The sequence below is a fragment of the Pseudomonas putida S13.1.2 genome (assembly GCF_000498395.2).
Classification (GTDB): Bacteria; Pseudomonadota; Gammaproteobacteria; order Pseudomonadales; family Pseudomonadaceae; genus Aquipseudomonas; species Aquipseudomonas putida_Q.
In genome coordinates, this window is record NZ_CP010979.1 from 4,698,538 (window position 1) to 4,722,816 (window position 24,279).

Sequence of the window (24,279 nt, forward strand, 5' to 3'; positions counted from 1 at the left end):
TCAGAAGCGGTAGCCGACTTCCAGCCAGTACTGGCGGCCGACTTCGTAGCGGGTCACGGCCTGGCTGCCGGAACTGACGGTGGGGTTGATCTTGTCGGCAACGTTGGTGATGTCGACCGAGGCAAACACGGCCTGGTCCTTGGCCGTAGGCAGCTCCCAGTACACCTGCATGTCCCAGGTCATGGCGCTGCCAACCGAAGCCGCTTCATAGACGCTGAGCGTTTCACCCTGCAGCTCTACAGTGTCGCCGGTATCGATGATCTGCTTGTACTTGCTGCGAAAACGCAGGAAGTTGCTGATGCTCATGTGCCAGGCGGGGATCTCGGTAATGGTCGTCAGCCGTGCGGTCCATGGGCGGTTGAAGTTGTTTGGCGGCAGTTCGACGAAGTCCATTCGCTTGCCGTCGTACAACACCGCATTGCCGTCGTATTCCTCGCTGTTGAGGATCGAGTCGTAGTCGGTGTACGAGTCCTCACTCCGCTGCCAACCTGCGGCGAACTGCATGCTGGTGCTGCTGCCCAGCAACTTGAACTGCTGCTGCGGGGTGATTTCCAACGTCACCGTGTCGCTCTTGCTTTCGCCCTGGTTGGTATAGATGTAGTAATTGCTGGTATAGCCATCCAGTTCCGGCAGGCCTTCGACGCTGTGGTACGAGCGCACGATCTTGTCGCGACCTTTGCGGTTCACGTACTTGAGCTTGAACAGGGTGTCGAGCCAGATTTGTTCCAGGCCGACGGTCAGTTCATCGTCATAGGGTATGTTCAGGGTCGAGAAACGCGTGTCGTTCTTCGCACGTGACACTTCCACCCATGGCGAGTCCTGGCTGGACCGTGTGTAGCGAACGTTGTACTGGTCACGACCGTCGTTCAGACGCATCTTGAACAGATTGCGACCGTAGTAGCGGTTGGCACCGAAGGTCAGCACGGTCGAGCGGTCGCCGAAAAAGTCGTAGTCGCCGGCAAAGCGCGGGGCGATGGTTTTGCGTTCCATGTAATCATCGCCTTCAAACCGCAGGCCCGGCCGCAGGCTCAGCTTGCCGAGCTGCAAAGTGTCCTGAAGGTAGAACGCATACTTGCTCTCTTCGACGCTGATATCAGCTGCCTTGTAAACGTTCATCGCCGAAGCCCATTGCCGGGTGCTGCCATTCAGCAACAGGCCTGTAGAGCAATAAGGGTCATTGCCACAGGCGGTCCCGCTGTCACGCTTGAACGTGGTGACACTACTGGCATCGCTGGGGCGCTCCCAGGTAGCGCGTTTGTAGGACAGGTCGATCCCGGTCACCAGCGAATGCGTCACGCCTCCCAGGGTGAACGGCAGCCACTGCGCTTTTACTGCATAGTCCAGACCTTTCTGGGTCTGCTCCAAGTCCCCGTAACCGCCTTCTGCGCTGCTGGAGGTGTTGCTCAGTGGCCGCCCCCAGTTCTTGGTTTCGGAGTAGTACCATTTGATGTAGTCATCCTGCTCCGAGTCTCTCGAGCTGGTCAGGTTGGTCAGCGCGAGGGTGTGGGTCCAGGTGGCACTCGGGGCCAGCCAGGTGGCCTTGATGGAGCCTTGATACCCTCCCTCCTCGGTCACGAAGGCCGAGCTGCGCTGATTGGCGCGAAAGTAGGTGTTCTCGCCTGGGCCGTAGACAAAGGATGAATCCAGGCTGAGCTGGTCGTTCACGCTCCAGTAGGTCTTGAGCATGTAGTTGGTCAGTTCGCGGGTCTGGTCCTTGCGGTTGGCTTCGGTCGGGCTGCTGTATCCGTCCGAGTAGGCGTTGAGTGGCAGCACCGAGCGTTTCTGCGAGAACGCCAGGATGGCGCCGAAGTCATCGGTCAGGTGGCCTTCGACCATGCCGCGCACGGTGGTTTTCTCGAACTCTGGCTGGTACTGCTCGTCCGAGGCCTGATCGAAGTTTTCCTGATCGGCTTCGGTGATGTGGTAGCGGGTCCACGCTGAACGGCTGAGGGCATACGAGAGCTTGCCGTGAAAATCCTTGCTCGGGCGGCGGGTGATCGCATCGACTACACCCCCGTTGAAGCCACCATACTCGGCCGGCACGTTGCTGTCGTAGACCTTCACTTCCTGCAGCAAGTCCGCATCCAGCGCAATACCGTGGGAGCGGCTGGGGGTGGAATCGAACTGGCGCACATCGTTGAAGTCATGGGCGCCAGGGTCGAGGTCATTGTTGATCGAGATGCCGTCGATCATGAAGTTGTTCTGGTAGTACTTGGCGCCGTTGATGCTGATATCCGCCGGCGCAATTTCGCCCGGCGTGTTGGAGTTTTGCTGGCGGGTGCTGAATTGCACGCTGGGGTGCATCTGCAGCAGTGTGGTGATGTCGCCATTGGCGCCCGGGAAGGCTTTGATCGCCTTGCTGCCGATGACCGTAGCGCCCATGTAGCTGTTCTCTTCGGTCTGCCCCAGCACCACGGTGTTGTGCAACTCCAGCGGGCCTTGGCCGTCGCTGTGCAACAGGCGGAAGATGAAGGTACCCGCCTCGAACTCCCACGTGATGCCACTGCTTTGCAGCAATCGCGACAGTGCAGCCTCGCTGCTGAAGTTGCCACTGACCGCGGTGGACTCCAGGCCCTCCAGCAGGTCCGGGTCGACGCTGACCTGCAGCCCGCTTTGCTGGCCGAAAGTGATCAGGGCGATGGCCAGGTCCTGGCTGGGGATGCTGAACGCATGTACCAGGGTGAGTTGGGCATGCTCAGCATCTGTCTGTGCATGGGCTGGCGGCTGATCCAGCAGGGCACACAGCCCCAACATGCCCGCGCCGCCAACATGTTTCAGGCGCAACGACCAACCCCGCGCACTGCGCGGCTTCCGGCTTGATGTTTCAGTCATCCCACATCCCCACCCCCGGCAATCGCCGGGCTGCAAAATAGAATACGAATCGGTATCAGTTGTTGCGCGCGGGGGAGAAGACGGGGCAGTGCGGGGATTTTTCAGAAATTTCGGAAATTATTTTTCAAACAATGAATTGGGGTTGCTGTACCGGCCTCATCGCCGGCAAGCCAGCTCCCACAGGTACTGCACTGGCCGCTCTTTGTGGGAGCTGGCTTGCCGGCGATGGGCTGCGCAGCAGCCCCGGCAATTTCAAGGTTTGCTCAACACCCACAGCCAAGGCCCATAGCTACGCACCTCGCCACCATGCGGCCGGATTACTGCGCGCAAGGCCGCCTCGGGCTTGCGCAGGTCATACACACCCGTCACCCGCTTGGCACCCAGCGCATCGTCACGCAGCATCACTTTGCCTGGCATATACGGCGCCAGCGCCTGCACTAGCTCGGCCACTGTCTGGTCGTCGGCAATCAGCTGCCCCTGCCGCCATGCGGCGGCTTGCGTGGGCACGAAGGCCTGCAGTTGCACCCGACCATCGCCATACCGCAGACGCTGCCCGGCCGTCAGTGCAGCAGCCAGTACCTGCGCATCGGCAGTGTCTTCGACCCGTACCGAGCCATGCTGCACATCCACCCCTACCCGCCCAGGCCGCAGCTCGACATTGAACGCCGTGCCGGTCACCGTCACCCGCACATCGTCGGCACGCACATGGAACGGCTTGGCCTTGTCGGGCTTCACCTCGAAAAACGCCTGGCCGGCGAGCAGCTTCACATCCCGATGATCGCCGCTGTAGTCCACAGCGATGGCGGTATCGCTGTCCAGCTGCACCACGCTGCCATCAGCCAGGGTGATGTCGCGGGTCTCGCCCTGTGCGGTGCGGTAGTCAGCCTGCAAGCGCAGGCTCAGGGAAGGCGCGACAGCTACCAATAAACAGGCCGCCACCCCCGCCCCCAGCCACCACCGCCGCCGGGGCTTGCGCTTGACCGGTAGCGGCAGCACTTCGGCCTTGGGCCACAGTTGGGTGGTGGTCGGCGCCAGCTGGCCGGTGAGCTGCCACACCCGTTCGGCCTTGTGGAAGGCCTGGGCGTTGGCCGTATCGCTGGCGCACCATTGCTCGAACTCACCCCGTAGCTGAGGGTCGTCAGGCGACTGCTGCAGGCGCAGGAGCCAGTCCAGGGCCTGCTCGCGGCGGCTGGATAGGGGGGCTGCGGACGTCATGCCGGGCAAGTCTCCTGAGGGCTGAAGGGCGCGCAGGGTCGCACAGAGCTACCCTGCTCGGCAAAGGACGCACCAGCCTCGCGTTTTTTCACAGGTCATCCTCCAGGCGCGCCATGCAGTGGCTCAGGGCATCGCGCACCAGCTGGTGCACCAGGCTGACGGACACATTCAGGTGGCTGGCCACTTCTTGCAGGGTATGGCCGCCCAGGCGGTGCATTTCGAACGCTACGCGGGTGCGCTGGGGCAATTCCTCGAGGGCGCGACTGATGGCGCTAAGTTCATTTTGCTGGGTGACCGCCTGCTCGGGCGACGCACTGGTCGAGGGCAGCTCGGCGAGGATCTCATCACCGTTGGGTTGGGCTTTTTCGGTGGCGGTACGGCGGGTCTGGTCGAGGGCCAGGTTGCGCACGATGCGGTACAGGTAGCTGGCCGGGTGGCGAATGTCGGCATGTTCCTGCTGGCGGCTGAAGCGCAGCCACGCTTCCTGCACCACGTCTTCGGCGCGGGCGCGGCAGCCGACGATCGGCGCGGCATAGTCAAGCAATGCCGCCCGGTGGGCCAGGTAGAGCTGGAGTTTTTCGTCCGCCACGGGGTGGTATGCCAGAGGGTTTCGGGGGCGGCGATGTTACCTGTAGTCGAGAATCATTATCAACAGGTGGATCTTTATTGCCAGTGCCGGCCTCTTCGCGGGTGAACCCGCTCCCACAGGGTAATCACAGTTTTCGAGACTTGTGATGCACCTGTGGGAGCGGGTTTACCCGCGAAGCAGGCGGCGCGGTATCAGAGCCTTACGCTGGCAAAGGTCGACTCGTTGCGCGCCTGGCTCAGCGCCGCCATCGGCCCGCTGTGTGGCGACAGGGTCATGGCCTGCGGAATCGGCATCATCGCTACCTGCTGCGCGGTGTTGGAGCCCACGCGCTCGTCACGCGGCGGAATGCCGAAGTACTCGCGGTAGCACTTGGAGAAGTGAGGGGTAGACACAAAGCCGCACACCGACGCCACTTCGATGATCGACATCGGCGTTTGCTTCAGCAACTGCCGCGCACGGATCAGGCGCAGTTTCAGGTAGTAGCGCGATGGCGAGCAGTGCAGATACTTCTGGAACAGCCGCTCAAGCTGGCGTCGCGACACCGCCACGTACACCGCCAGTTCGTCCAGGTCGATCGGCTCTTCGAGGTTGGCCTCCATCAGCGCGACGATTTCCTGCAACTTCGGCTGGTTGGTACCGAGCATGTGCTTGAGCGGCACGCGCTGGTGGTCCTGCTCGTTGCGGATGCGCTCGTAGACGAACATCTCGGAAATGGCCGCCGACAGCTCGCGGCCATGGTCGCGGCTGATCAGGTGCAACATCATGTCCAGCGGCGCAGTGCCGCCGGAGCTGGTGAAGCGGTTACGGTCGAGGGTGAACAGGCGGGTGCTCATGTTCACTCGCGGGTAGGCCTCCTGCATGGCCGCCAGGCACTCCCAGTGCACACTGCAATCGAAACCGTCGAGCAGGCCGGCACAGGCCAGGGCCCAGCTGCCGGTACACACCGCGCCAAGGCGGCGCGACTGACGGGCCTGGGCCTGCAGCCAGGTGACATGCTCACGGGTAACAGTGCGCTGGATTCCCACGCCACCGCAGACGATCACGGTATCGATGGGCGGCGCGCTGTGCATGGCAGCATCAGGGGTGATCTGCAGGCCGTCGCTGGCCCAGACCTGGCCGCCGTCCACCGTCAGGGTGTGCCAGCGATACAGCTCGCGGCCGGAAAGCTGGTTGGCCATACGCAGCGGCTCGACCGCCGATGCCAGGGAAATCAGGGTGAAATTGTCCAGTAGAAGAAACCCGATGGACTGGGGTGCTGTGCGGTTCTGGGTTGGGGTCCCGGAGGTGTACGACGTCATCGCGATTTCTCCTCACACAAATGCAGGGTGTGCCTCAGGCGGGCACTGATTTCTTGTTATGACCCCTCGGTCATTTTCCGGGGGTAGGTTGCCAATCTCAACGCAAACGCCGTGCCTGAAATTGAACGGCTATCCAAAAAAACCTGAAAACGACACCTTCATCAGGCAAATCAGGTGCTTCGGCCGAGTTGGCTGATAGTCGCAAAACAGGCGTGCTAGGCGCCGTGCGTGTAACGGCTGAGCAATTTGGTGACACGTGCAGTGTAAGTTGCCCAGAAACGACACTCTTGAGTGTCACCGACAATGCCCACACTGATAGCGACACCCGACGATCGGTAGGCGGCGGGCGCACCATAAGGAGGCATTGGTGGTTGTGTTGCACCTGCATCAACCTTCAAAGGCCTCTTCGCGGGTGAACCCGCTCCCACAGGTACTGGGCAATGCCTGTGGGAGCGGGTCCACCCGCGAAGGGGCCAGCAAACCTGGTAGAAATCAGCACTCGATAGCGCTGACCGCCAGGCCACCGCGCGAGGTCTCTTTGTATTTGTCGTGCATGTCGGCACCGGTATCTCGCATGGTGCGGATCACCTGGTCGAGGGAGATGAAGTGCTCGCCGTCACCGCGCAGCGCCATCTGCACCGCGTTGATGGCTTTTACCGCAGCAATCGCGTTGCGCTCGATGCATGGCACCTGCACCAGCCCGCCGACCGGGTCGCAGGTCAGGCCAAGGTTGTGTTCCAGGGCAATCTCGGCGGCGTTCTCTACCTGTGGCGGGGTGGCACCGAGCACTTCGGCAAGGCCCGCCGCGGCCATGGCGCAGGCAGAGCCGACTTCCCCCTGGCAACCCACTTCAGCCCCAGAGATCGAGGCGTTTTTCTTGCACAGGATGCCCACGGCGGCGGCAGCCAGGAAGTAATCGACAATGCTGGACTCGTTCACCTCATCGCTGAAGCGCATGTAGTAGTGCAGCACTGCCGGAATGATGCCGGCCGCGCCATTGGTGGGCGCGGTAACCATGCGGCCACCGGCGGCGTTCTCTTCGTTGACCGCCAGGGCGAACAGGTTGACCCATTCCATGGCGCTCATCGTCGAGCCGATCACGTTGGGCTTGCCGATCTCTTGCAGGCTGCGGTGCAGCTTGGCAGCGCGGCGGCGCACGTTCAGCCCGCCGGGCAGCGTGCCTTCGTATTTAAGACCATTGTTGACGCAGTCCTGCATGGCTTCCCAGAGCTTGTGCAGGCCGGCGCGGATCTCTTCCTCGCTGCGCCAGACCTTCTCGTTGGCCATCATCAATTGCGACACGCTGAGGTCGTTTTGCTTGCACAGGCGTAGCAGTTCGGCAGCGCTGTTGAAATCGTACGGCAGCACCGTCTGGTCGGCATCCAGCACACCGCTGGCGGCCTGGGCGGCATCGACCACAAAGCCGCCACCCACCGAGTAGTAGGTGTCGCGGTGCAACTCGCCCTGCTCGCCTTCGGCAACCAGGGTCATGGCGTTGGGGTGGTACGGCAGGTTTTCGTCCAGCAGCAGCATGTCGCGGGCCCAGACGAATTCGATGGGCAGGCGGCTGTCCAGCTGCAGGGTGTTGGTTTCGCGCAGGTCGGCAATACGCGGCACGATCTGGGTCGGGTCAATGGCGTCAGGCCACTCGCCCATGAGGCCCATGATGGTGGCGTTGTCGGTGCCGTGACCGATACCGGTGGCCGACAGCGAGCCATACAGGCGCACCTCGATCCGTTTCACACGTTCCAGCTCGCCGCGTTCGCGCAGGCCCTGAACAAACAGGGCGCCAGCACGCATGGGGCCGACGGTGTGGGAGCTGGAGGGCCCGACACCGATCTTGAACAGGTCGAACACGCTGATGGCCATTGTCGAATCACCTCTTGCTGGGCTTGTCTCTGCGCGCCATGCGCAGGGCGGGGCAACTGCTAGGCTCAAACAGCGGGCCGCCTTGAATGCCAGCATCATCGGGCTTTTACCGCACCCCTCGCCGTCTGCAACCGACGTACTTTTGTCCAGCCGCGCCGCGCTGTTTTTGCTCAAGGAGCGGCCCTCGCCACGCCGCTTTCCGGTGGCCTGGTGACGCAAAAATGCGGCCGAGGGGGTGGATAAACCTATAAGCGACATCGCCCTTACTGGATACGACCCGTTCCGTACTGGATACGACCCTACCAGTAGGCGATTGCCCGGCGCTGGAGGATTATCGAAAGCGACTCGTAAAGCACGGCCACGCATCCTGCCCTCTGCAGGCCTGGTCGACCGGACCCTCAGAAAGCCCGGCGACCCACGCGAACCCGAAGACAATATCTCAGGAGTCCATCCATGAAAGGTTCACCCTCGCTGTTGCTGGTTGCGTTGCTGTCCACGCCCTTGTTGGCCCAGGCCGCCGAACCCGAGCAGTGTCAGACGGTACGTTTCTCCGACGTCGGCTGGACCGACATCACAGTCACGACCGCGACCACCAGCGTTGTGCTCGAAGCCCTGGGTTACAAAACCCACACCACCATGATCTCGGTACCAGTGACCTACAAGTCGCTGGCCACCGGCAAGGACCTGGACGTGTTTCTCGGCAACTGGATGCCGACCATGGAGAACGACATCAAGCAGTACCGCGACGCCGGCACCGTAGAAACGGTGCGCGCCAACCTGGAAAACGCCAAGTACACCTTGGCCGTGCCCCAGGCGCTGTACGACAAGGGGCTGAAGGATTTTGCCGACATTCCCAAGTTCAAGCAGGAGCTGGACGGCAAGATCTACGGCATCGAACCTGGCAACGATGGCAACCGCACCATCCAGAGCATGATCGACAAGAACGCCTTCGGCCTGAAGGACGCCGGTTTCAAGATTGTGCAATCGAGCGAGGCCGGCATGCTGTCGCAGGTGGATCGGGCGCAGAAACGTGGCGAGTCGGTTGTGTTCCTGGGCTGGGAACCGCACCCGATGAACACCCGCTTCAAGATGCAGTACCTGACCGGCGGGGATGACTTCTTCGGCCCCGATTTCGGCAAGGCGACCGTATTGACCAATACCCGCAAAGGCTACGCGCAGGAATGCAGCAACGTTGGCCAGCTGCTCAAGAACCTGTCGTTCGAGCTCAAGGATGAAAGCACCATGATGGGCTATGTCCTGGACGACAAGATGAAACCCGAAGCAGCCGCCAAGAAGTGGCTTAAAGACAACCCCGGCAAGCTGGACACCTGGCTTGCCGGCGTTACCACTGTTGATGGCAAACCCGGCCTTGAGGCGGCCAAGGCCAAGCTGGCGCAATAACGAACCACGCAATAGCGCTACCTCGGGGCAGGACCGTGCCTGCCCCGGGTTGATTTCAATCTATGCAGGTGGAAGCTCGCTATCATGCTTATTGATCAGAAAATACCCCTGGGCCAGTACATCGCGTCGTTCGTCGAGTGGCTGACCCAGAACGGCGCGAATTACTTCGACGCCATCGCGCAAGGCCTGGAATTCATGATCCATGGGGTCACCAGTGCCCTGACCTGGTTCAACCCTTTCGTCCTCATCGCCCTGTTCGCCGGCTTGGCGCACCTGATCCAGCGCAAGTGGGGGCTGACCGCATTCGTTGCCCTGTCATTCCTGCTTATCTTCAACCTGGGTTACTGGCAGGAAACCATGGAAACCCTGGCGCAGGTGACCTTCGCCACGGTGGTGTGCGTGGTGATTGGCGTGCCGCTGGGCATCCTGGCTGCGCACAAACCGATGTTCTATACCGCCATGCGCCCGGTACTCGACCTGATGCAGACGGTGCCCACTTTTGTCTACCTGATCCCTACCCTGACCCTGTTCGGCCTGGGTGTGGTACCGGGGCTGATCTCTACCGTGGTGTTCGCCATCGCGGCGCCAATCCGCCTCACCTACCTGGGCATCTGCGACGTCCCGCAAGAGCTGATGGACGCCGGCAAGGCGTTTGGCTGCTCGCGGCGCCAACTGCTGACCCGTATCGAACTGCCGCATGCGATGCCCAGCATCGCCGCCGGCGTCACCCAGTGCATCATGCTGTCGCTGTCGATGGTGGTGATCGCCGCCCTGGTGGGCGCTGACGGCCTGGGCAAACCTGTGGTCAACGCACTGAACACCGCCGATATTTCCCTGGGCTTCGAAGCGGGCCTGGCGATCGTGCTGCTGGCAATCATGCTCGACCGTATCTGCAAGCAACCGGAACTGCCGGTAAGGGGTGAGGCATGAGCATCATTCGTTTCGAAGACGTCGACGTCATTTTCTCCAACAAGCCGCGCGAGGCACTGTCGCTGCTGGACCAAGGCAAGACCCGCGAACAGATCCTCAAGCAGACCGGCCTGGTGGTCGGCGTCGAAAAGGCCAACCTCGATATCAACAAGGGCGAGATCTGCGTGCTGATGGGCTTGTCCGGCTCGGGCAAGTCGAGCCTGCTGCGCTGCATCAACGGCCTCAACACGGTCAGCCGCGGCAAGCTGTTTGTCGAGCACGAAGGCAAGCATATCGACATTGCCCACTGCACCCCGGCCGAGCTGAAGATGATGCGCACCAAGCGCATTGCCATGGTGTTCCAGAAGTTTGCCCTGATGCCCTGGCTGACGGTGCGCGAGAACATCAGCTTTGGCCTGGAAATGCAGGGCCGCCCGGAAAAGGAACGGCGCAAGCTGGTGGACGAGAAGCTTGAGCTGGTGGGCCTGACCCAGTGGCGCAACAAGAAGCCGGACGAGCTGTCTGGCGGCATGCAACAACGCGTGGGCCTGGCCCGGGCGCTGGCGATGGATGCCGACATCCTGCTGATGGACGAACCGTTCTCGGCACTGGACCCGCTGATCCGCCAGGGCCTGCAAGACGAGCTGCTGGGCCTGCAGGCCAAGCTGAGCAAGACCATCGTGTTCGTCAGCCACGACCTGGACGAGGCACTGAAGCTGGGTACCCGCATTGCGATCATGAAGGACGGGCGGATCATCCAGTACAGCAAGCCGGAGGAGATCGTGCTCAACCCGGCCGACGAGTACGTGCGTACCTTCGTCGCCCACACCAACCCGCTGAACGTGCTGTGCGGCCGCAGCCTGATGCGCAGCCTGGACAACTGCAAGCGGGTCAATGGCTCGGTGTGCCTGGACCCGGGTATCGATTCGTGGCTGGACCTAGGCGAAGGCGGCGCGCTCAAGCGTGCACGCCAGGGCCAGAACGGGCTGGACATGCAGAACTGGGCACCGGGGCAGGATGTGGAGCTGCTGGAGCGCAGGCCGACCGTGGTGCACGCCGACATCGGCATGCGCGAGGCGCTGCAGATTCGTTATCAGACCGGCAACAAGCTGGTGTTGCAGGATAACGACAGGGTGGTGGGGATTCTTGGGGATACCGAGCTGTATCACGCGCTGCTCGGCAAGAACCACGGTTGAGGCAATTGGGGCCGCGTTGCGACCCTTCGCGGGCACGCCCGCTCCCACAGGTTTGGAGAGATCCCTGTGGGAGCGGGCGTGCCCGCGAAGGGCTGCAAAGCAGCCCCAATCAATGGATCAGCGAACGACGATGCCGCGCGAAGCCATGTAGGCCTTGGCCTCCGGCACCGTGTACTCGCCAAAGTGGAAGATACTGGCCGCCAGCACCGCGCTGGCATGCCCTTCCAGAATGCCGTCAGCCAGGTGCTGCAGGTTACCCACCCCCCCCGAGGCAATCACCGGAATGCCCAGCGCATCACTGATGGCGCGGGTAACACCCAGGTCGAAGCCATTCTTCATGCCGTCCTGGTCCATGCTGGTCAGCAGGATCTCGCCAGCGCCCAGGCCTTCCATCTTCTTCGCCCACTCAACTGCATCCAGCCCGGTCGGCTTGCGCCCGCCGTGAGTGAAGATTTCCCAGCGCGGCGTTTCACCTGGCCCGGAGACCTTCTTGGCATCGATGGCGACAACGATGCACTGCGAACCGAAACGGTCCGCTGCCTCGCCCACAAACTCCGGGTTGAACACCGCAGCCGTGTTGATCGAAACCTTGTCGGCACCGGCATTGAGCAGGTTGCGAATGTCCTGCACGGTACGCACGCCACCGCCCACGGTCAGCGGGATGAACACCTGGCTGGCCATGCGCTCGACGGTATGCAGGGTGGTGTCGCGGCCATCGACGCTGGCGGTGATGTCGAGGAAGGTGATTTCGTCGGCACCCTGCTCGTTGTAGCGACGGGCAATTTCCACCGGGTCGCCGGCATCACGGATGTTCTCGAACTTGACGCCCTTGACCACCCGGCCGTTGTCCACGTCCAGGCAAGGGATGATGCGCTTGGCCAGTGCCATGGTTCAGTCCTCAGCCTTGGTAGTTGTCGCAGAAGGCCTGGGCCTCGGCGACATCGAGGGTGCCTTCGTAGATGGCACGGCCGGTGATGGCGCCGATGATGCCGGGTGCCTTGGCGTCCAGCAGGGCCTTGATGTCGCCCAGGTTGTGGATGCCGCCCGAGGCGATGACCGGAATGCGGGTGGCTTCAGCCAGTGCCTTGGTGAAAGGCACGTTGCAGCCCTGCATCATGCCGTCCTTGGCAATGTCGGTGTAGACGATCGCCGAGACGCCATCGGCCTCGAAACGCTTGGCCAGGTCGATGACCTGCACGGTGCTCACTTCGGCCCAGCCGTCGGTGGCGACGAAGCCGTCCTTGGCATCCAGGCCAACGATGACCTTGCCCGGGAAGGCCTTGCACGCTTCTGCCACGAACTCTGGCTGCTTGACCGCCTTGGTGCCGATGATCACGTAGCTGACGCCAGCCTTGACGTAGTGCTCGATGGTTTCCAGCGAACGGATGCCACCGCCGATCTGGATCGGCAGGGTCGGGTAGCGCTTGGCGATGGCAGTAACCACTTCACCGTTGACCGGCTGGCCTTCGAAGGCGCCGTTGAGGTCGACCAGGTGCAGGCGGCGGCAGCCACCCTCCACCCACTTGGCGGCCATGCTCACCGGGTCGTCGGAAAATACCGTGGAGTCTTCCATGCGGCCCTGGCGCAGGCGCACGCAAGCACCGTCCTTCAGATCGATAGCGGGGATAATCAGCATCTTGGGAACCTGTCTGTTCTTGGGGTTTCAGGGCTTTTCGAGCGCCCACAGATCGCTTTCGATGCTCTCGAACCGCTCCTTGAGGTGCAGCTGAACATCGGCAATCGCCCTGTTGTAGTAAAGGGGTGCAATTTCTTTGCTGAACAGCTCAAGCACCTCGGCCACCTCGAACGACCCCAGCTGCAGCTCGAAACGGTCTTCGAGGAAGCGCTTGAGCGTGTCGAGCGCATCGCGCTCCTGCTCGGGGGCCAACGTGAGGACCGGGGCCTTGGCTTTCGACCTGTTCATTTACCAGCGCCCGTCCCAGGCGACGAAGTTCTGCAGCAACTGCAGGCCATGGGTATGGCTCTTCTCCGGGTGGAACTGCACGGCAAAGCGCGAGCCGTCCGCCAGCGCAGCGGCGAAATCGACGCCATAGTGGCCGCGGCCGACTACCTGGCCCGGCTTGCCGGCATTGATGTAGTAGCTGTGCACGAAGTAGAAACGCGCCTGGTCGGGGATGTCATGCCACAGCGGGTGGTGGATGGTCTGGCTGACTTCGTTCCAGCCCATGTGCGGCACCTTCAGGTGCTCGCCGTCTTCTTGCAGGTCTTTGCCGAAGAAGCGCACCTGGCCCGGGAACATGCCGATGCAGTCGACACCGGCGTTTTCCTCGCTGTGTTCAAGCAGCGCCTGCATGCCCACGCAGATACCGAGAAACGGGCGGTCCTGGCTGACTTCGCGCACCAGGCTGTCGAAGCCCAGGCGGCGGATTTCGGCCATGCAGTCGCGGATCGCGCCCACACCCGGGAATACCACGCGGTCAGCTTCACGAATCACTGCGGCGTCGCTGGTGACCAGCACCTTGCCGGCACCGACGTGTTCGAGCGCCTTGGCCACCGAGTGCAGGTTGCCCATGCCATAGTCGATTACGGCTACCGTCTGCATTTACAGGCACCCTTTGGTCGACGGCATCTGCCCGGCCATGCGCTCGTCGAGGGTGACAGCCATGCGCAGCGCGCGGCCGAATGCCTTGAACACGGTTTCGATCTGGTGGTGGGTGTTGTGGCCACGCAGGTTGTCGATGTGCAGGGTTACCAGCGCGTGGTTGACGAAGCCCTGGAAGAACTCCTGGAACAAGTCGACATCGAAGCCGCCAACGCTGGCACGGGTATACGGCACGTGCATCTGCAGGCCGGGGCGGCCGGAGAAGTCGATGACCACGCGCGACAGCGCTTCGTCCAGCGGCACGTAGGCGTGGCCGTAACGGAAGATACCTTTCTTGTCACCGATGGCCTGGGCGAATGCCATGCCCAGGGTAATACCGACGTCCTCGACGGTATGGTGATCGTCGATATGCAGGTCACCCTTGCACTCGATATCCAGATCGATCAGCCCATGGCGGGCAATCTGGTCCAGCATGTGTTCAAGGAAAGGCACACCGATATCGAATCGGGCCTTGCCACTGCCATCGAGGTTGATCGAGCACTTGACCTGGGTTTCCAGGGTATTGCGCTCGACGGAAGCCTTACGTTCGACCATCACCAGCTCCGCAAAATCATTGGGCGAAAAGGGCTCCATTATAGGCCCAGAACGCGCCAGCTTGAAACGCGGATGACATATGGCAAAGCAAGCAATTACGGGGGCTGGATGCTGCTACAGGTCTATACAACTGCGTAATGGGGGCTGCTTTGCAGCCCATGCAGTTACATCAATGGAACAGAACAGCAGTCTTCTGCAGTGTCACCCACACACCCCAGGCCAGCGGCACGACCACCACAGCCCAGGCCAGCAACACCAGCGCCAGGCTGCCCGGGGCCGCCTTCCACTCCAGCGACCGCGCCCCATCGGCGCCCTTGTCATGGCTGAGCGCCCGCTCGGCCGCCAGTTCGGCATCACTCATGAAGTGCTTGTCGGCCACCGGGCGCACCAGCATGTTGCAGATAAAGCCCAGCACCAACAGGCCAGCAAGGATGTACAAGGTCATGTCGTAAGCCGCTGCCCGCTCCACCCCCGCTGCCAACTGAGACTCGCGCAGGTAAGTGATCAATACCGGGCCCAGCACCCCCGCCGCTGCCCAGGCGGTCAGCAGGCGACCATGAATAGCGCCGACCATCTGCGTGCCGAACAGGTCAGCCAGGTACGCCGGCACGGTCGCGAAACCGCCGCCATACATCGACAGGATGATGCAGAACGCGGCCACGAACAGCGCCACGTTACCCAGGTGCCCCATGTTCGGCACCAGGCTGTAAAGGCCAACGCCCAGGGCGAAGAAGGCGAAGTAGGTGTTCTTGCGGCCGATGTAGTCGGAGAACGACGCCCAGAAGAACCGCCCGCCAATGTTGAACAGGCTCAACAGGCCCGTGAAGCCGGCGGCGATCGCGGCAATCTGCGCCAGCTGGGCAGCATTCAGCTGGCTGAAGGTCAGTTCGTTACCCAGCAATTTGCCGGCGAACACTTCCTGCAGCAGGGGCGACGCCATGCCGAGAATACCGATGCCCGCCGACACGTTCAGGCACAGTACCAGCCAGATCAGCGCGAACTGTGGGGTTTTCCACGCCACACTGACGTGCACATGGCGGTCGGTCACCATGGTGTTACCGGCTTTTTTCGCCGGGGCGGTCCAGCCTTCGGGCTTCCAGCCGGTCGGCGGCACACGGTAAGCCAGGGCGCCAGCAGTCATGAACACGAAGTAGATCGCGGCCATCGCGACGAAGCTCTGCCATACGCCCACTTCGTGCGCGTTGCCAAAATGCCCCATCAGCGCGGTGGCCAGCGGTGCACCCACCATGGCCCCGCCGCCGAAGCCCATGATCGCCATGCCGGTGGCCATGCCGCGTTTGTCCGGGAACCACTTGATCAGCGTGGACACGGGCGAGATATAGCCCAGGCCCAGGCCGATACCGCCGATCACGCCGGAGCCCAGCCACATCAGCCACAGTTGGTGGGTTTTTACACCAATGGCCGAGATCAGCATGCCGCCGCACCAGCACAAGGCCGAAACCAGGCCGGCCTTGCGTGGGCCGGCGTGCTCCAGCCAACCGCCCAGCACCGCCGCCGAGCAGCCAAGGAAGACGAAGAACAGGGTGTAGATCCAGCTCAGCATCGAGATCGGCCAGTCGCATTCGGCGCTGAACATCCGGGCCATGAAGCCCAAGTCTGGCGCACAGGCGACGGGGGCGGTAATACCGAGGGCTTGCGACAAAGGCAGCCAGAACACCGAAAAGCCGTAGGCCATGCCGATGCACAGGTGGATGGCCAGGGCGGCTGGCGGGACCAGCCAGCGGTTGAAGCCCGGGCGGGCGATGATGCGCTCCTTCGACAGGAAGCCTGGCGCACTGGCCAAGGCCCCCGCCGCGACGGTACTGGTCATGGATCTGATCCTTCTTATAGGGTGGGTGCTCGCAAAGCGGCGCAAGATTAGCAGAGCCAAGTGGCGTGAAAGCAATCTGATATCGTGATTTTTCGCGTTGCTGAAACGGCCCTCTCTCCTGTGCCGGCCTCTTCGCGGGCTCGCCCGCTCCCACAGGATTATCAACACCCTTCAGGCCTGTGCAGTACCTGTGGGAGCGGGCATGCCCGCGAAGAGGCCGGCACAGGCAAACATTTGCCCGCCGAAAGCCGTACCCTCTGCTGCAAACGTAGGAAATGCCCTGTATCTCTAGTCGAATAAGCAGGGACAACCACCGCGGCGTTATACTCTGCCGCGTGAATTCACTATCGGACTACAAGGACTCGCCCATGAAAGCGTTCGGCAAAATCCTGGGGCTGGGGCTTCTCGGGTTGCTGCTGATCATCGTGGCGCTGGGCTTCGCCCTGACCCACCTCTTTGATCCCAACGACTACAAAGACGAGATTCGCCAGCTGGCACGGGACAAGGCTCACGTCGAGCTGACCCTTAACGGTGACATCGGCTGGAGCCTGTTCCCGTGGCTGGGCCTGGAGTTGCACGAAGCAAGCATCGCCACCTTGGCCAAACCCAAGGAGCCGTTCGCCGACCTGCAAATGCTCGGCCTGTCCGTGCGTGTGCTGCCGCTGCTACGCCGCGAAGTGCAGATGAGCGACGTGCGCGTCGAAGGCCTGAACCTGACCCTGGCCCGCGACGAACAGGGCCATGGCAACTGGGAAGACATCGGCAAACCGCTGCCCGCGCAGAACGGTGCAAGCGCCGATGCACCCGCACAGGCACCTGCCGAACAGACGCCGGAGCCTGCGAACGGCAACGACCGCGCCATCAAGCTGGACATCGACAGCCTGACCGTGAACAACGCCCGCGTGCAGTACACCGATGCCAAGACCGGCCACAGCTACAGCGCCGAGAGCATCCAGCTGAGCACTGGCCCGGTCCATGAAGGCGCGAACATTCCGCTCAAGGCCAGCGCCTTCATCAGCGCCAGCGAGCCGAATATAAAGGCCCGCACCGAGCTGGCCGGCGAGCTGCGCTTTGACCGCAAACTCAAGCGCTACAACTTCGAAGACATGCGCCTGTCGGGCGAAACGTCGGGTGAGCCAACCGGCGGCAAGACGGTGACCTTCGCTGCCCAGGGCCAGCTACTGGTCGACCTGGCCGCCAATGTCGCCTCATGGAACGGCCTGAAAGTCTCGGCCAACCAGCTGCGCGCCCTGGGCGAGCTGAATGTGCGTGACCTGGACAAGGCACCACAGCTGAGCGGTGGCCTGTCCATCGCCCAGTTCAACCTGCGCACCTTCCTCGACAGCATCGGCCGCCCGCTGCCGGCCACCCACGACCCGGCAGCCTTCGCCAAGCTGGAGCTGGTCACCCGCCTGCAAGGCACAGCCAACAGCCTGGCCCTGGAAGACCTGGCCGTGAAGCTGGATGACAGTACCTTCAGTGGCCGTGTGGCCGTGGAAGACTTTGCCAAGCAGGCCCTGCGCCTGCAGCTCAAGGGCGATACCTTCGACGCTGACCGCTACCTGCCAGCCAAGAGCGAAGAGGCCAAGGGCGCCTCTGCCGCGCGCCAGGCCGAGGTCAAGCAGCAAGAGGCCAGCGCCGTGGCCGGTGCCGGTGCCGGCACCACACCGTTGCCCAACACCCCGACGCAGGTAGCCTGGAGCGACGACAAGCTGCTGCCGGTCGACCGCCTGCGCGTCCTCGACCTGCAAGCCGACCTGGCCTTTGGCTCGCTGACCCTGAACAAGCTGCCGATCGCAGACGCCCAGCTCAAGGCCCTCGGCCAGGGCGGCCTGCTGACCCTGCAAACCCTGCGTGGCGAGCTGTACAACGGCACCTTCGAGGCCAAGGGCACGGTCGACGTGCGCCCTGCCGTACCGCAACTGGGTGTGAACACCAACATCCAGCGCGTGCCGGTAGAGCACTTCATCAAGACCGAAGGCAAGGACCAGGTACCACCGGTGAAAGGCCTGCTGACCCTGACCAGCGACCTGACCGCCACCGGCAACAGCCAGAAAGCCCTGGTCGACACCCTCAACGGGAGCGCCAACTTCACCATCAATGACGGTGTGCTGGTCAACGCCAACCTGGAACAGCAACTGTGCCAGGCCATCGCCACCCTCAACCGCAAGACCCTGAGCGGCGAGCCACGCGGCAAGGACACCCCGTTCCAGGAACTGCGCGGCAGCCTGGTGGTGCGTAATGGCGTTGCCAGCAACCCAGACCTCAAAGCGCGCATCCCGGGCCTGACCGTCAACGGCCATGGCGACCTCGACCTGCGCGTGCTGGGCATGGACTACAACGTGGGCGTGATCGTTGAAGGCGACCAGCGCGCCATGCCGGACCCGGCCTGCCAGGTCAACCAACGCTATGTGGGTGTTGAAGTGCCCCTGCGCTGCCGTGGCCCGCTGGAACTCGGCGCCAAGGCCTGCCGTCTGGACCAGGGCGGTATGGGCAAGGTTGCCGCCAAGCTGGCTGGCGACCGCCTGAAAGACAAGATCGATGAAAAGCTTGAAGAGAAACTCGGAGACAAAGTGAGCCCGGAAATAAAAGACGCACTCAAGGGGCTGTTCAAGCGATGAGCCCCGAGCAGTTCTCCAGCGCTGTGCTGGACTGGTACGACGAGCACGGCCGGCACGACCTGCCTTGGCAACAGGGCATCACCCCGTACCGGGTGTGGGTGTCGGAAATCATGTTGCAGCAGACCCAGGTCAGCACCGTGCTCAACTACTTCGACCGGTTCATGCAGGCCCTGCCGACCGTGCAGGCCCTGGCCGAGGCGCCGGAGGACGAAGTGCTGCACCTGTGGACGGGGCTGGGCTACTACACCCGCGCACGTAACCTGCAAAAGGCTGCAAAGATCGTCGTCGAGCAACATGGCGGCGAATTCCCGCGCAGTGTCGAGCAGCTCACCGAGTTGCCCGGCATCGGCCGCTCCACCGCCGGCGCCATCGCCAGCATCAGCATGGGCATTCGCGCGCCGATCCTGGACGGTAACGTCAAGCGCGTGCTGGCCCGCTACACCGCCCAGGCCGGCTACCCTGGCGAGCCCAAGGTGGCCAACCAGCTGTGGGCCACGGCCGAGCGTTTTACACCGCTGCAGCGCGCCAACCATTACACCCAGGCCATGATGGACATGGGTGCCACGCTGTGCACCCGCAGCAAGCCCAGTTGCCTGATCTGCCCGTTGCAACGCGGCTGCGAGGCACACCTGCACGGCGAAGAAACCCGCTACCCGGAGCCCAAGCCGCGCAAGGCGCTGCCGCAACGGCGCACGCTGATGCCACTGCTGGCCAACCACGAAGGCGCCATCCTGCTTTATCGCCGCCCATCCAGCGGCCTCTGGGGTGGTTTGTGGAGCCTGCCGGAGCTGGACGACCTGGCACAGCTCGACGACCTGGCCTATCAGCACGGCCTGCGCCTGGCAGGCAGCCGGGCCATGGCAGGCCTGACCCATACCTTCAGCCACTTCCAGCTGGCCATCGAGCCCTGGCTGGTGCACGTCGACTTGGTCGGCGAGCACGTGGCCGAGGCCGACTGGCTCTGGTATAACCTCGCCACCCCGCCGCGCCTGGGCCTTGCTGCCCCGGTGAAAAAGCTGCTTGAACGCGCGGCCGACGAACTGATTGCAGGAGACGCCCGATGACCCGCACCGTGATGTGCCGCAAGTACAAAGAAGAACTGCCAGGCCTGGAGCGCCCGCCCTACCCCGGCGCCAAGGGCCAGGACATCTTCGAACACATCTCGCAGCAAGCCTGGGCCGACTGGCAGAAGCACCAGACCATGCTGATCAATGAAAAGCGCCTGAACATGATGAACGCCGAGGACCGCAAATTCCTCCAGGCAGAGATGGACAAGTTTTTCGCCGGCGAAGAATACGCCCAGGCGGAAGGCTACGTTCCACCGGCCGAATGACCCCAAAAATCGTAAGCGACGGAATTAATTTAAAATTTTTTCAAAAAGTCGTTGACGAGCGGTCCGGAAATCTATTTAATTCACCTCGTCGCCCAGATAGCTCAGTCGGTAGAGCAGAGGATTGAAAATCCTCGTGTCGGCGGTTCGACTCCGTCTCTGGGCACCACCTTCAGCTTCTGGTGGTTGCAAAGTTACCCGAAGCGACAACAAGAAACCCGCCTAGTGCGGGTTTTTTGTTGTCTGTAATTTTTGCTCATTGACCAGCATCAAATAGCCATCACTCGTTCACCTTCATAATCGAAGACGGATACCCGTATCGACTAGCAAGGACCTCCATGAGCGAAGAATCCCCCCTCCTGCTCCCCGCCCCCAGCGAACCCGCCATCACTCCAGTCCGCACGCGCCGCCCACGCCAGCGCAAGCCGGAACCGACGATCACCCGTATCAGCCAGCAACCCGCTGCACTGGAAGTTGCCACCGCCCCGAAGGGCAGCAACGAAGACAGCACCTCGGCGCACCTGCCGGCCAGCTACCCCTACCGCACACGCCTGCGACGCCAGGACTACGAAAAGGCCAAGCACGCGCTGCAGATCGAGCTGTTGAAGGTACAAAGCTGGGTGAAGGAAACCGGCCAGCGTGTGGTGATCCTGTTCGAGGGGCGCGACGCAGCAGGCAAGGGCGGCACCATCAAGCGCTTCATGGAGCACCTCAACCCACGTGGCGCACGCATCGTCGCACTGGAGAAGCCTTCCGAGCAGGAACAGGGCCAGTGGTATTTCCAGCGCTACATCCAGCACCTGCCCACAGCGGGTGAAATGGTGTTCTTCGACCGCTCCTGGTACAACCGCGCGGGCGTCGAGAAGGTGATGGAGTTCTGCACACCGCTGCAGTACCTGGAGTTCATGCGCCAGACACCGGACCTGGAGCGCATGCTGTGCAACAGCGGCATCCTGCTGTTCAAGTACTGGTTTTCGGTGAACCGCGAAGAGCAACTGCGGCGCTTCATTTCACGCCGGGACGACCCGCTCAAACACTGGAAGCTGTCGCCCATCGACATCAAGTCGCTGGACAAGTGGGAAGACTACACCGCGGCCAAGGAAGCGATGTTCTTCCACACCGACACCGCCGATGCGCCGTGGACGGTGATCAAGTCCGATGACAAGAAGCGCGCACGGATCAACTGCATCCGCCACTTCCTGCATTCGCTGGACTACCCGGGCAAGGACCACAGCGTGGCCCACGCCCCGGATGCGCTGCTGGTCGGCAAGGCCGCGCGCGGCTTCGAGGAAGACGAGCTGGTCGCCCAACCAGCCTGAAGGGCCTAGAAGTTGGCCATGGCACTGCAATAATCAGCTTTGCGCCGGGCCACGTCCTCGGCCTTGTCCAGGCGCTTGAGCGTGCCGCCGCAAGCGCTGTAGCCGTGCACCACCAGCTCATAGTCGGCGCCTTTTTGCGGCACGAACGAGAACATGCCCAGGCAGTTCTGCACCGTGTCATAGCCGGCCGAGCGCCCCCCATCGAGAAAGTGCAGGGTAAACGGCTTACCGGCAGGCACCAGCACTTCGCTGACTGCGTCACCCGCCTGGGCAGATACACTGGCCGGCATGCCCAAGGTTTCGCCATTGCGGTCGGCGAAGCCTTTGGTGGGTACTGCAATCACTCCGGCACCGGGGCTGTACCAGTCCACACAGTCCTTTTCCGGTACCGCACGCACCATACCGTCGGCGATTACCCGCAGGCGTGCGGTGTCACCGCCACTGGGCGAGCCGTAGGGGGTATTGAAAGATTTGACTGCGGCAATGTTGCCGCAGCCGGCAAGAGCGGCGGCCAGCAGGCCGAGCATGACGGGTGCTTTCATCCGTGAATGTCCTTTGCGCGAATGCCGAATGTCCGGCAGCCTGAGTCAGACCCGCCAATGCCGCTTGGGTTTCACTGCCATCTGCGATTCAATACGCACTTTTCCAGCACCACCCAAGGACTCAAGCCCCCATGGCCACCCCTACCAAGCAACAGAAACGCGCCAAGCGCGCCGCCAGCAAGGCCAAGCAGAACCGCATGGTGCGCAGCGGCCAGGCGGTCAAGGCCAGTGCCGGCGACAGCGCCAGCGTCGAGCAGGTATACAACAAGGCCATGGAGTCGGGCAGCTACGACGCGATGTTCGAGAAGATGAAGGAAGCCCAGGAAGGCGGCCTGGTGCCGATGATCTCGGTGTTCCTGGTAGACCCGCTGCTGGCCCTGGTGCTCAAGGGGCACAACGAAGAGCACGCCACCGACTACATCGTGCTGGTGTTCAACGCCTACCGCAAATGGCTGGACGGCGCTGACGAAGAAGCCACCATGGCCTGGCTGGAAAGCGATGAGTTCCAGGAGGCCTACATCACCGCCTCCGAGCTGGTGGCCAAGCAGCAGCAACAGCAGAAGCAGTTTGGCTGACAGGGCCATTTAACCTGCAAGGGCCCTATCGCCGGCAAGCCCGCTCCCACAGGTTCATGACAGGCCTGAGGGCAGCAAGCTTCCTGTAGGAGCTGGCTTGCCGGCGATAGGGCCGGTACAGGCAACAAAAAAGGCCGCATCCTTCACAGGGCGCGGCCTTTTCGTTACAGCCAGCGCGGATCAGTTATCCAGCGCCACCCGCCCGGCAGCTTCACGCTTGCGGTGCACCAGCAGACCAGCCGCCACCACACCAATGCTCAGCAACGCAGTCGCGATGATCTCCGCACGGTGATCCTCACGCAGCGCCATGACCACCAGGATGGCAACGATGAAGGCAATGGTCGCCCAGGTCAGGCCCGGGAACAGCCACATCTTGAAGGTGATCTTCTCGCCACGGGCCTCACGCTGGGCACGCATGCGCAGCTGCGAAATGGCAATCACCAGGTACACCAGCAGCGCAATGGCACCAGAACTGGCCAGCAGGAACTCGAACACCTGGGCCGGGGCCACGAAGTTGGCGAACACGCAAAGGAATGCCGCGGCAGTGGACAGCAATACCGCCACATGCGGGGTTGCCGCCTTGGTGGTGCGCTGGGCGATGGCCGGGGCGTCGCCACGCTTGCTCAGCGAGAACAGCATGCGCGAAGAGGTGTACAGCGCCGAGTTCAGGCAGCTGGTCACGGCAATCAGCACGACGATGTCGACAATCAGCTTGGCATTCGGCACGCCGATACGGCTCAGCACGGTCTGGTAGGAACCGGTTTCGGCCAGGGCCGGGTCGTTCCACGGTACCAGGGCCACGACCAGGAAGATCGACACCAGGTAGAACAGGCAGATACGCCAGATGACCGAGTTGGTGGCGCGGCTGATCTGCTTGCCCGGGTCCTTGGACTCGGCAGCGGCGATGGTGACAATTTCGGTACCCATGAACGAGAACATGGTGGTCAGCATGGCTGCCAGCACTGCGCCCAGTCCGTTAGGCATGAAGCCTTGGGTGTCGAACAGGTGGCTGGCACCGCTCACCTGGCTGCTCGGCACAAAGCCGAACAAGGCAGCACAGCCCACGGCGATGAAGCCGATGATCGCCAGCACCTTGAGCAGGGCGAACCAGAACTCGAACTCACCGTAGTTCTTCACGCTGCACAGGTTGGTCAGGGTAAGCGCCAGGGTAATGATGAGGGAGAACGCCCACAGGTCAACCGCAGGGAACCAGGCATGCAGAATGGCCGCGGCCGCGTTGGCCTCCAGCGGAATCACCAGCACCCAGAACCACCAGTACAGCCAGCCAATGGTAAAACCGGCCCAGCGCCCGATGGCGCGGTCGGCATAGGTCGAGAACGAACCGGTGTCAGGCGAGGCGACCGCCATTTCACCCAACATGCGCATCACCAGCACCACCAGCGTACCGGCGGCGGCGTAAGCCAGCAGCACGGCCGGGCCGGCAGCGGCGATGGCGTGGCCGGAGCCTACGAACAGGCCGGCACCGATGACGCCAGCGATGGACAGCATGGTCACATGCCGTTGTTTGAGCCCCTGAGCGAGGTCATTGGAATTGTTACCGCTCATAAAACTACCTTTGTAAGGAGTGGACCACT

At 62.5% G+C, this 24,279-nt stretch carries 21 protein-coding genes and 1 tRNA gene; 9 read left to right on the forward strand and 13 right to left on the reverse strand.

Annotated features, from left to right (window positions below):
• The 5 genes from N805_RS20805 to N805_RS20825 all read right to left on the reverse strand — a co-directional run bounded on the left by N805_RS20805 (window position 1) and on the right by N805_RS20825 (window position 7,803).
• Window positions 1–2,832, reverse strand: coding sequence for a TonB-dependent receptor (locus tag N805_RS20805; protein ID WP_155412707.1), 2,832 nt, complete (start codon window positions 2,830–2,832; stop codon window positions 1–3).
• A gap of 252 nt (window positions 2,833–3,084) precedes the next feature.
• Window positions 3,085–4,047, reverse strand: a complete 963-nt coding sequence (locus N805_RS20810; RefSeq protein ID WP_019471307.1) for a FecR family protein — start codon at window positions 4,045–4,047, stop codon at window positions 3,085–3,087.
• 88 nt (window positions 4,048–4,135) lie between these two features.
• The gene (locus N805_RS20815; RefSeq protein WP_019471306.1) at window positions 4,136–4,636 is read right to left on the reverse strand and encodes a sigma-70 family RNA polymerase sigma factor; all 501 of its coding nucleotides are present in this window, start codon (window positions 4,634–4,636) and stop codon (window positions 4,136–4,138) included.
• A 191-nt stretch (window positions 4,637–4,827) separates the two neighbouring features.
• The gene (locus tag N805_RS20820; protein WP_016497607.1) at window positions 4,828–5,934 is read right to left on the reverse strand and encodes a GlxA family transcriptional regulator; all 1,107 of its coding nucleotides are present in this window, start codon (window positions 5,932–5,934) and stop codon (window positions 4,828–4,830) included.
• 492 nt (window positions 5,935–6,426) lie between these two features.
• Complete coding sequence (locus N805_RS20825) at window positions 6,427–7,803, reverse strand: L-serine ammonia-lyase (RefSeq protein ID WP_019471305.1); 1,377 nt, start codon at window positions 7,801–7,803, stop codon at window positions 6,427–6,429.
• A 453-nt stretch (window positions 7,804–8,256) separates the two neighbouring features.
• Between N805_RS20825 and N805_RS20830 the strand changes: the two genes are divergently transcribed.
• The 3 genes from N805_RS20830 (at window position 8,257) to choV (ending at window position 11,309) form a co-directional block, all read left to right on the forward strand.
• Window positions 8,257–9,204, forward strand: coding sequence for a choline ABC transporter substrate-binding protein (locus N805_RS20830; protein WP_019471304.1), 948 nt, complete (start codon window positions 8,257–8,259; stop codon window positions 9,202–9,204).
• Between the two features lie 81 nt (window positions 9,205–9,285).
• Window positions 9,286–10,134, forward strand: coding sequence for a choline ABC transporter permease subunit (choW, locus tag N805_RS20835; RefSeq protein ID WP_169725175.1), 849 nt, complete (start codon window positions 9,286–9,288; stop codon window positions 10,132–10,134).
• Window positions 10,131–11,309, forward strand: coding sequence for a choline ABC transporter ATP-binding protein (gene choV / locus N805_RS20840; protein ID WP_019471303.1), 1,179 nt, complete (start codon window positions 10,131–10,133; stop codon window positions 11,307–11,309). Before choW ends, choV begins: the two co-directional genes overlap by 4 nt.
• 117 nt (window positions 11,310–11,426) lie before the next feature.
• Here choV and hisF read toward each other — a convergent pair whose 3' ends face one another.
• The 6 genes from hisF to N805_RS20870 all read right to left on the reverse strand — a co-directional run bounded on the left by hisF (window position 11,427) and on the right by N805_RS20870 (window position 16,297).
• Complete coding sequence (gene hisF, locus N805_RS20845) at window positions 11,427–12,197, reverse strand: imidazole glycerol phosphate synthase subunit HisF (RefSeq protein WP_008091498.1); 771 nt, start codon at window positions 12,195–12,197, stop codon at window positions 11,427–11,429.
• Window positions 12,198–12,207: 10 nt separating this feature from the next.
• Window positions 12,208–12,945 (reverse strand): 1-(5-phosphoribosyl)-5-[(5-phosphoribosylamino)methylideneamino]imidazole-4-carboxamide isomerase, encoded by a 738-nt coding sequence (gene hisA / locus N805_RS20850; protein WP_016484508.1) that lies wholly within the window; start codon window positions 12,943–12,945, stop codon window positions 12,208–12,210.
• 27 nt (window positions 12,946–12,972) lie between these two features.
• Window positions 12,973–13,233: a DUF2164 domain-containing protein gene (locus N805_RS20855; RefSeq protein WP_019471302.1), complete on the reverse strand. Its 261-nt coding sequence runs from the start codon at window positions 13,231–13,233 to the stop codon at window positions 12,973–12,975.
• Window positions 13,234–13,872 (reverse strand): imidazole glycerol phosphate synthase subunit HisH, encoded by a 639-nt coding sequence (hisH, locus tag N805_RS20860; protein WP_016497603.1) that lies wholly within the window; start codon window positions 13,870–13,872, stop codon window positions 13,234–13,236.
• Window positions 13,873–14,466, reverse strand: a complete 594-nt coding sequence (hisB, locus tag N805_RS20865; protein WP_023532883.1) for an imidazoleglycerol-phosphate dehydratase HisB — start codon at window positions 14,464–14,466, stop codon at window positions 13,873–13,875.
• A gap of 169 nt (window positions 14,467–14,635) precedes the next feature.
• A complete protein-coding gene (locus N805_RS20870; protein ID WP_019471301.1) occupies window positions 14,636–16,297 on the reverse strand; it encodes an OFA family MFS transporter in 1,662 nt (553 codons plus the stop codon).
• Between the two features lie 368 nt (window positions 16,298–16,665).
• Between N805_RS20870 and N805_RS20875 the strand changes: the two genes are divergently transcribed.
• The 5 genes from N805_RS20875 to ppk2 all read left to right on the forward strand — a co-directional run bounded on the left by N805_RS20875 (window position 16,666) and on the right by ppk2 (window position 21,567).
• A complete protein-coding gene (locus N805_RS20875; RefSeq protein ID WP_019471300.1) occupies window positions 16,666–18,918 on the forward strand; it encodes an AsmA family protein in 2,253 nt (750 codons plus the stop codon).
• Entirely contained in the window at window positions 18,915–19,982 is a 1,068-nt protein-coding gene (gene mutY, locus N805_RS20880) for an A/G-specific adenine glycosylase (protein WP_019471299.1), read from the forward strand. Before N805_RS20875 ends, mutY begins: the two co-directional genes overlap by 4 nt.
• Window positions 19,979–20,251: an oxidative damage protection protein gene (locus N805_RS20885; protein ID WP_016484501.1), complete on the forward strand. Its 273-nt coding sequence runs from the start codon at window positions 19,979–19,981 to the stop codon at window positions 20,249–20,251. The genes mutY and N805_RS20885 overlap by 4 nt, the downstream gene beginning before the upstream one ends.
• 90 nt (window positions 20,252–20,341) lie before the next feature.
• Window positions 20,342–20,417: transfer RNA gene (locus tag N805_RS20890), tRNA-Phe, on the forward strand.
• Between the two features lie 169 nt (window positions 20,418–20,586).
• Window positions 20,587–21,567: a polyphosphate kinase 2 gene (gene ppk2, locus N805_RS20895; protein ID WP_019471298.1), complete on the forward strand. Its 981-nt coding sequence runs from the start codon at window positions 20,587–20,589 to the stop codon at window positions 21,565–21,567.
• Window positions 21,568–21,572: 5 nt separating this feature from the next.
• Here the strand turns inward: ppk2 and N805_RS20900 are convergent, their stop codons facing one another.
• Entirely contained in the window at window positions 21,573–22,109 is a 537-nt protein-coding gene (locus N805_RS20900; RefSeq protein ID WP_019471297.1) for a hypothetical protein, read from the reverse strand.
• Window positions 22,110–22,240: 131 nt separating this feature from the next.
• On the opposite strand from N805_RS20900, the gene N805_RS20905 reads away from it, so the two are divergent.
• Window positions 22,241–22,684 carry a hypothetical protein gene (locus N805_RS20905; RefSeq protein WP_019471296.1) on the forward strand — a complete coding sequence of 148 codons (444 nt, stop codon included), beginning with the start codon at window positions 22,241–22,243 and terminating at the stop codon, window positions 22,682–22,684.
• Between the two features lie 180 nt (window positions 22,685–22,864).
• On the opposite strand, the gene gabP is transcribed toward N805_RS20905, so the two are convergent.
• Window positions 22,865–24,250 carry a GABA permease gene (gene gabP / locus N805_RS20910; RefSeq protein ID WP_019471295.1) on the reverse strand — a complete coding sequence of 462 codons (1,386 nt, stop codon included), beginning with the start codon at window positions 24,248–24,250 and terminating at the stop codon, window positions 22,865–22,867.
• Window positions 24,251–24,279 lie beyond the last annotated feature (29 nt).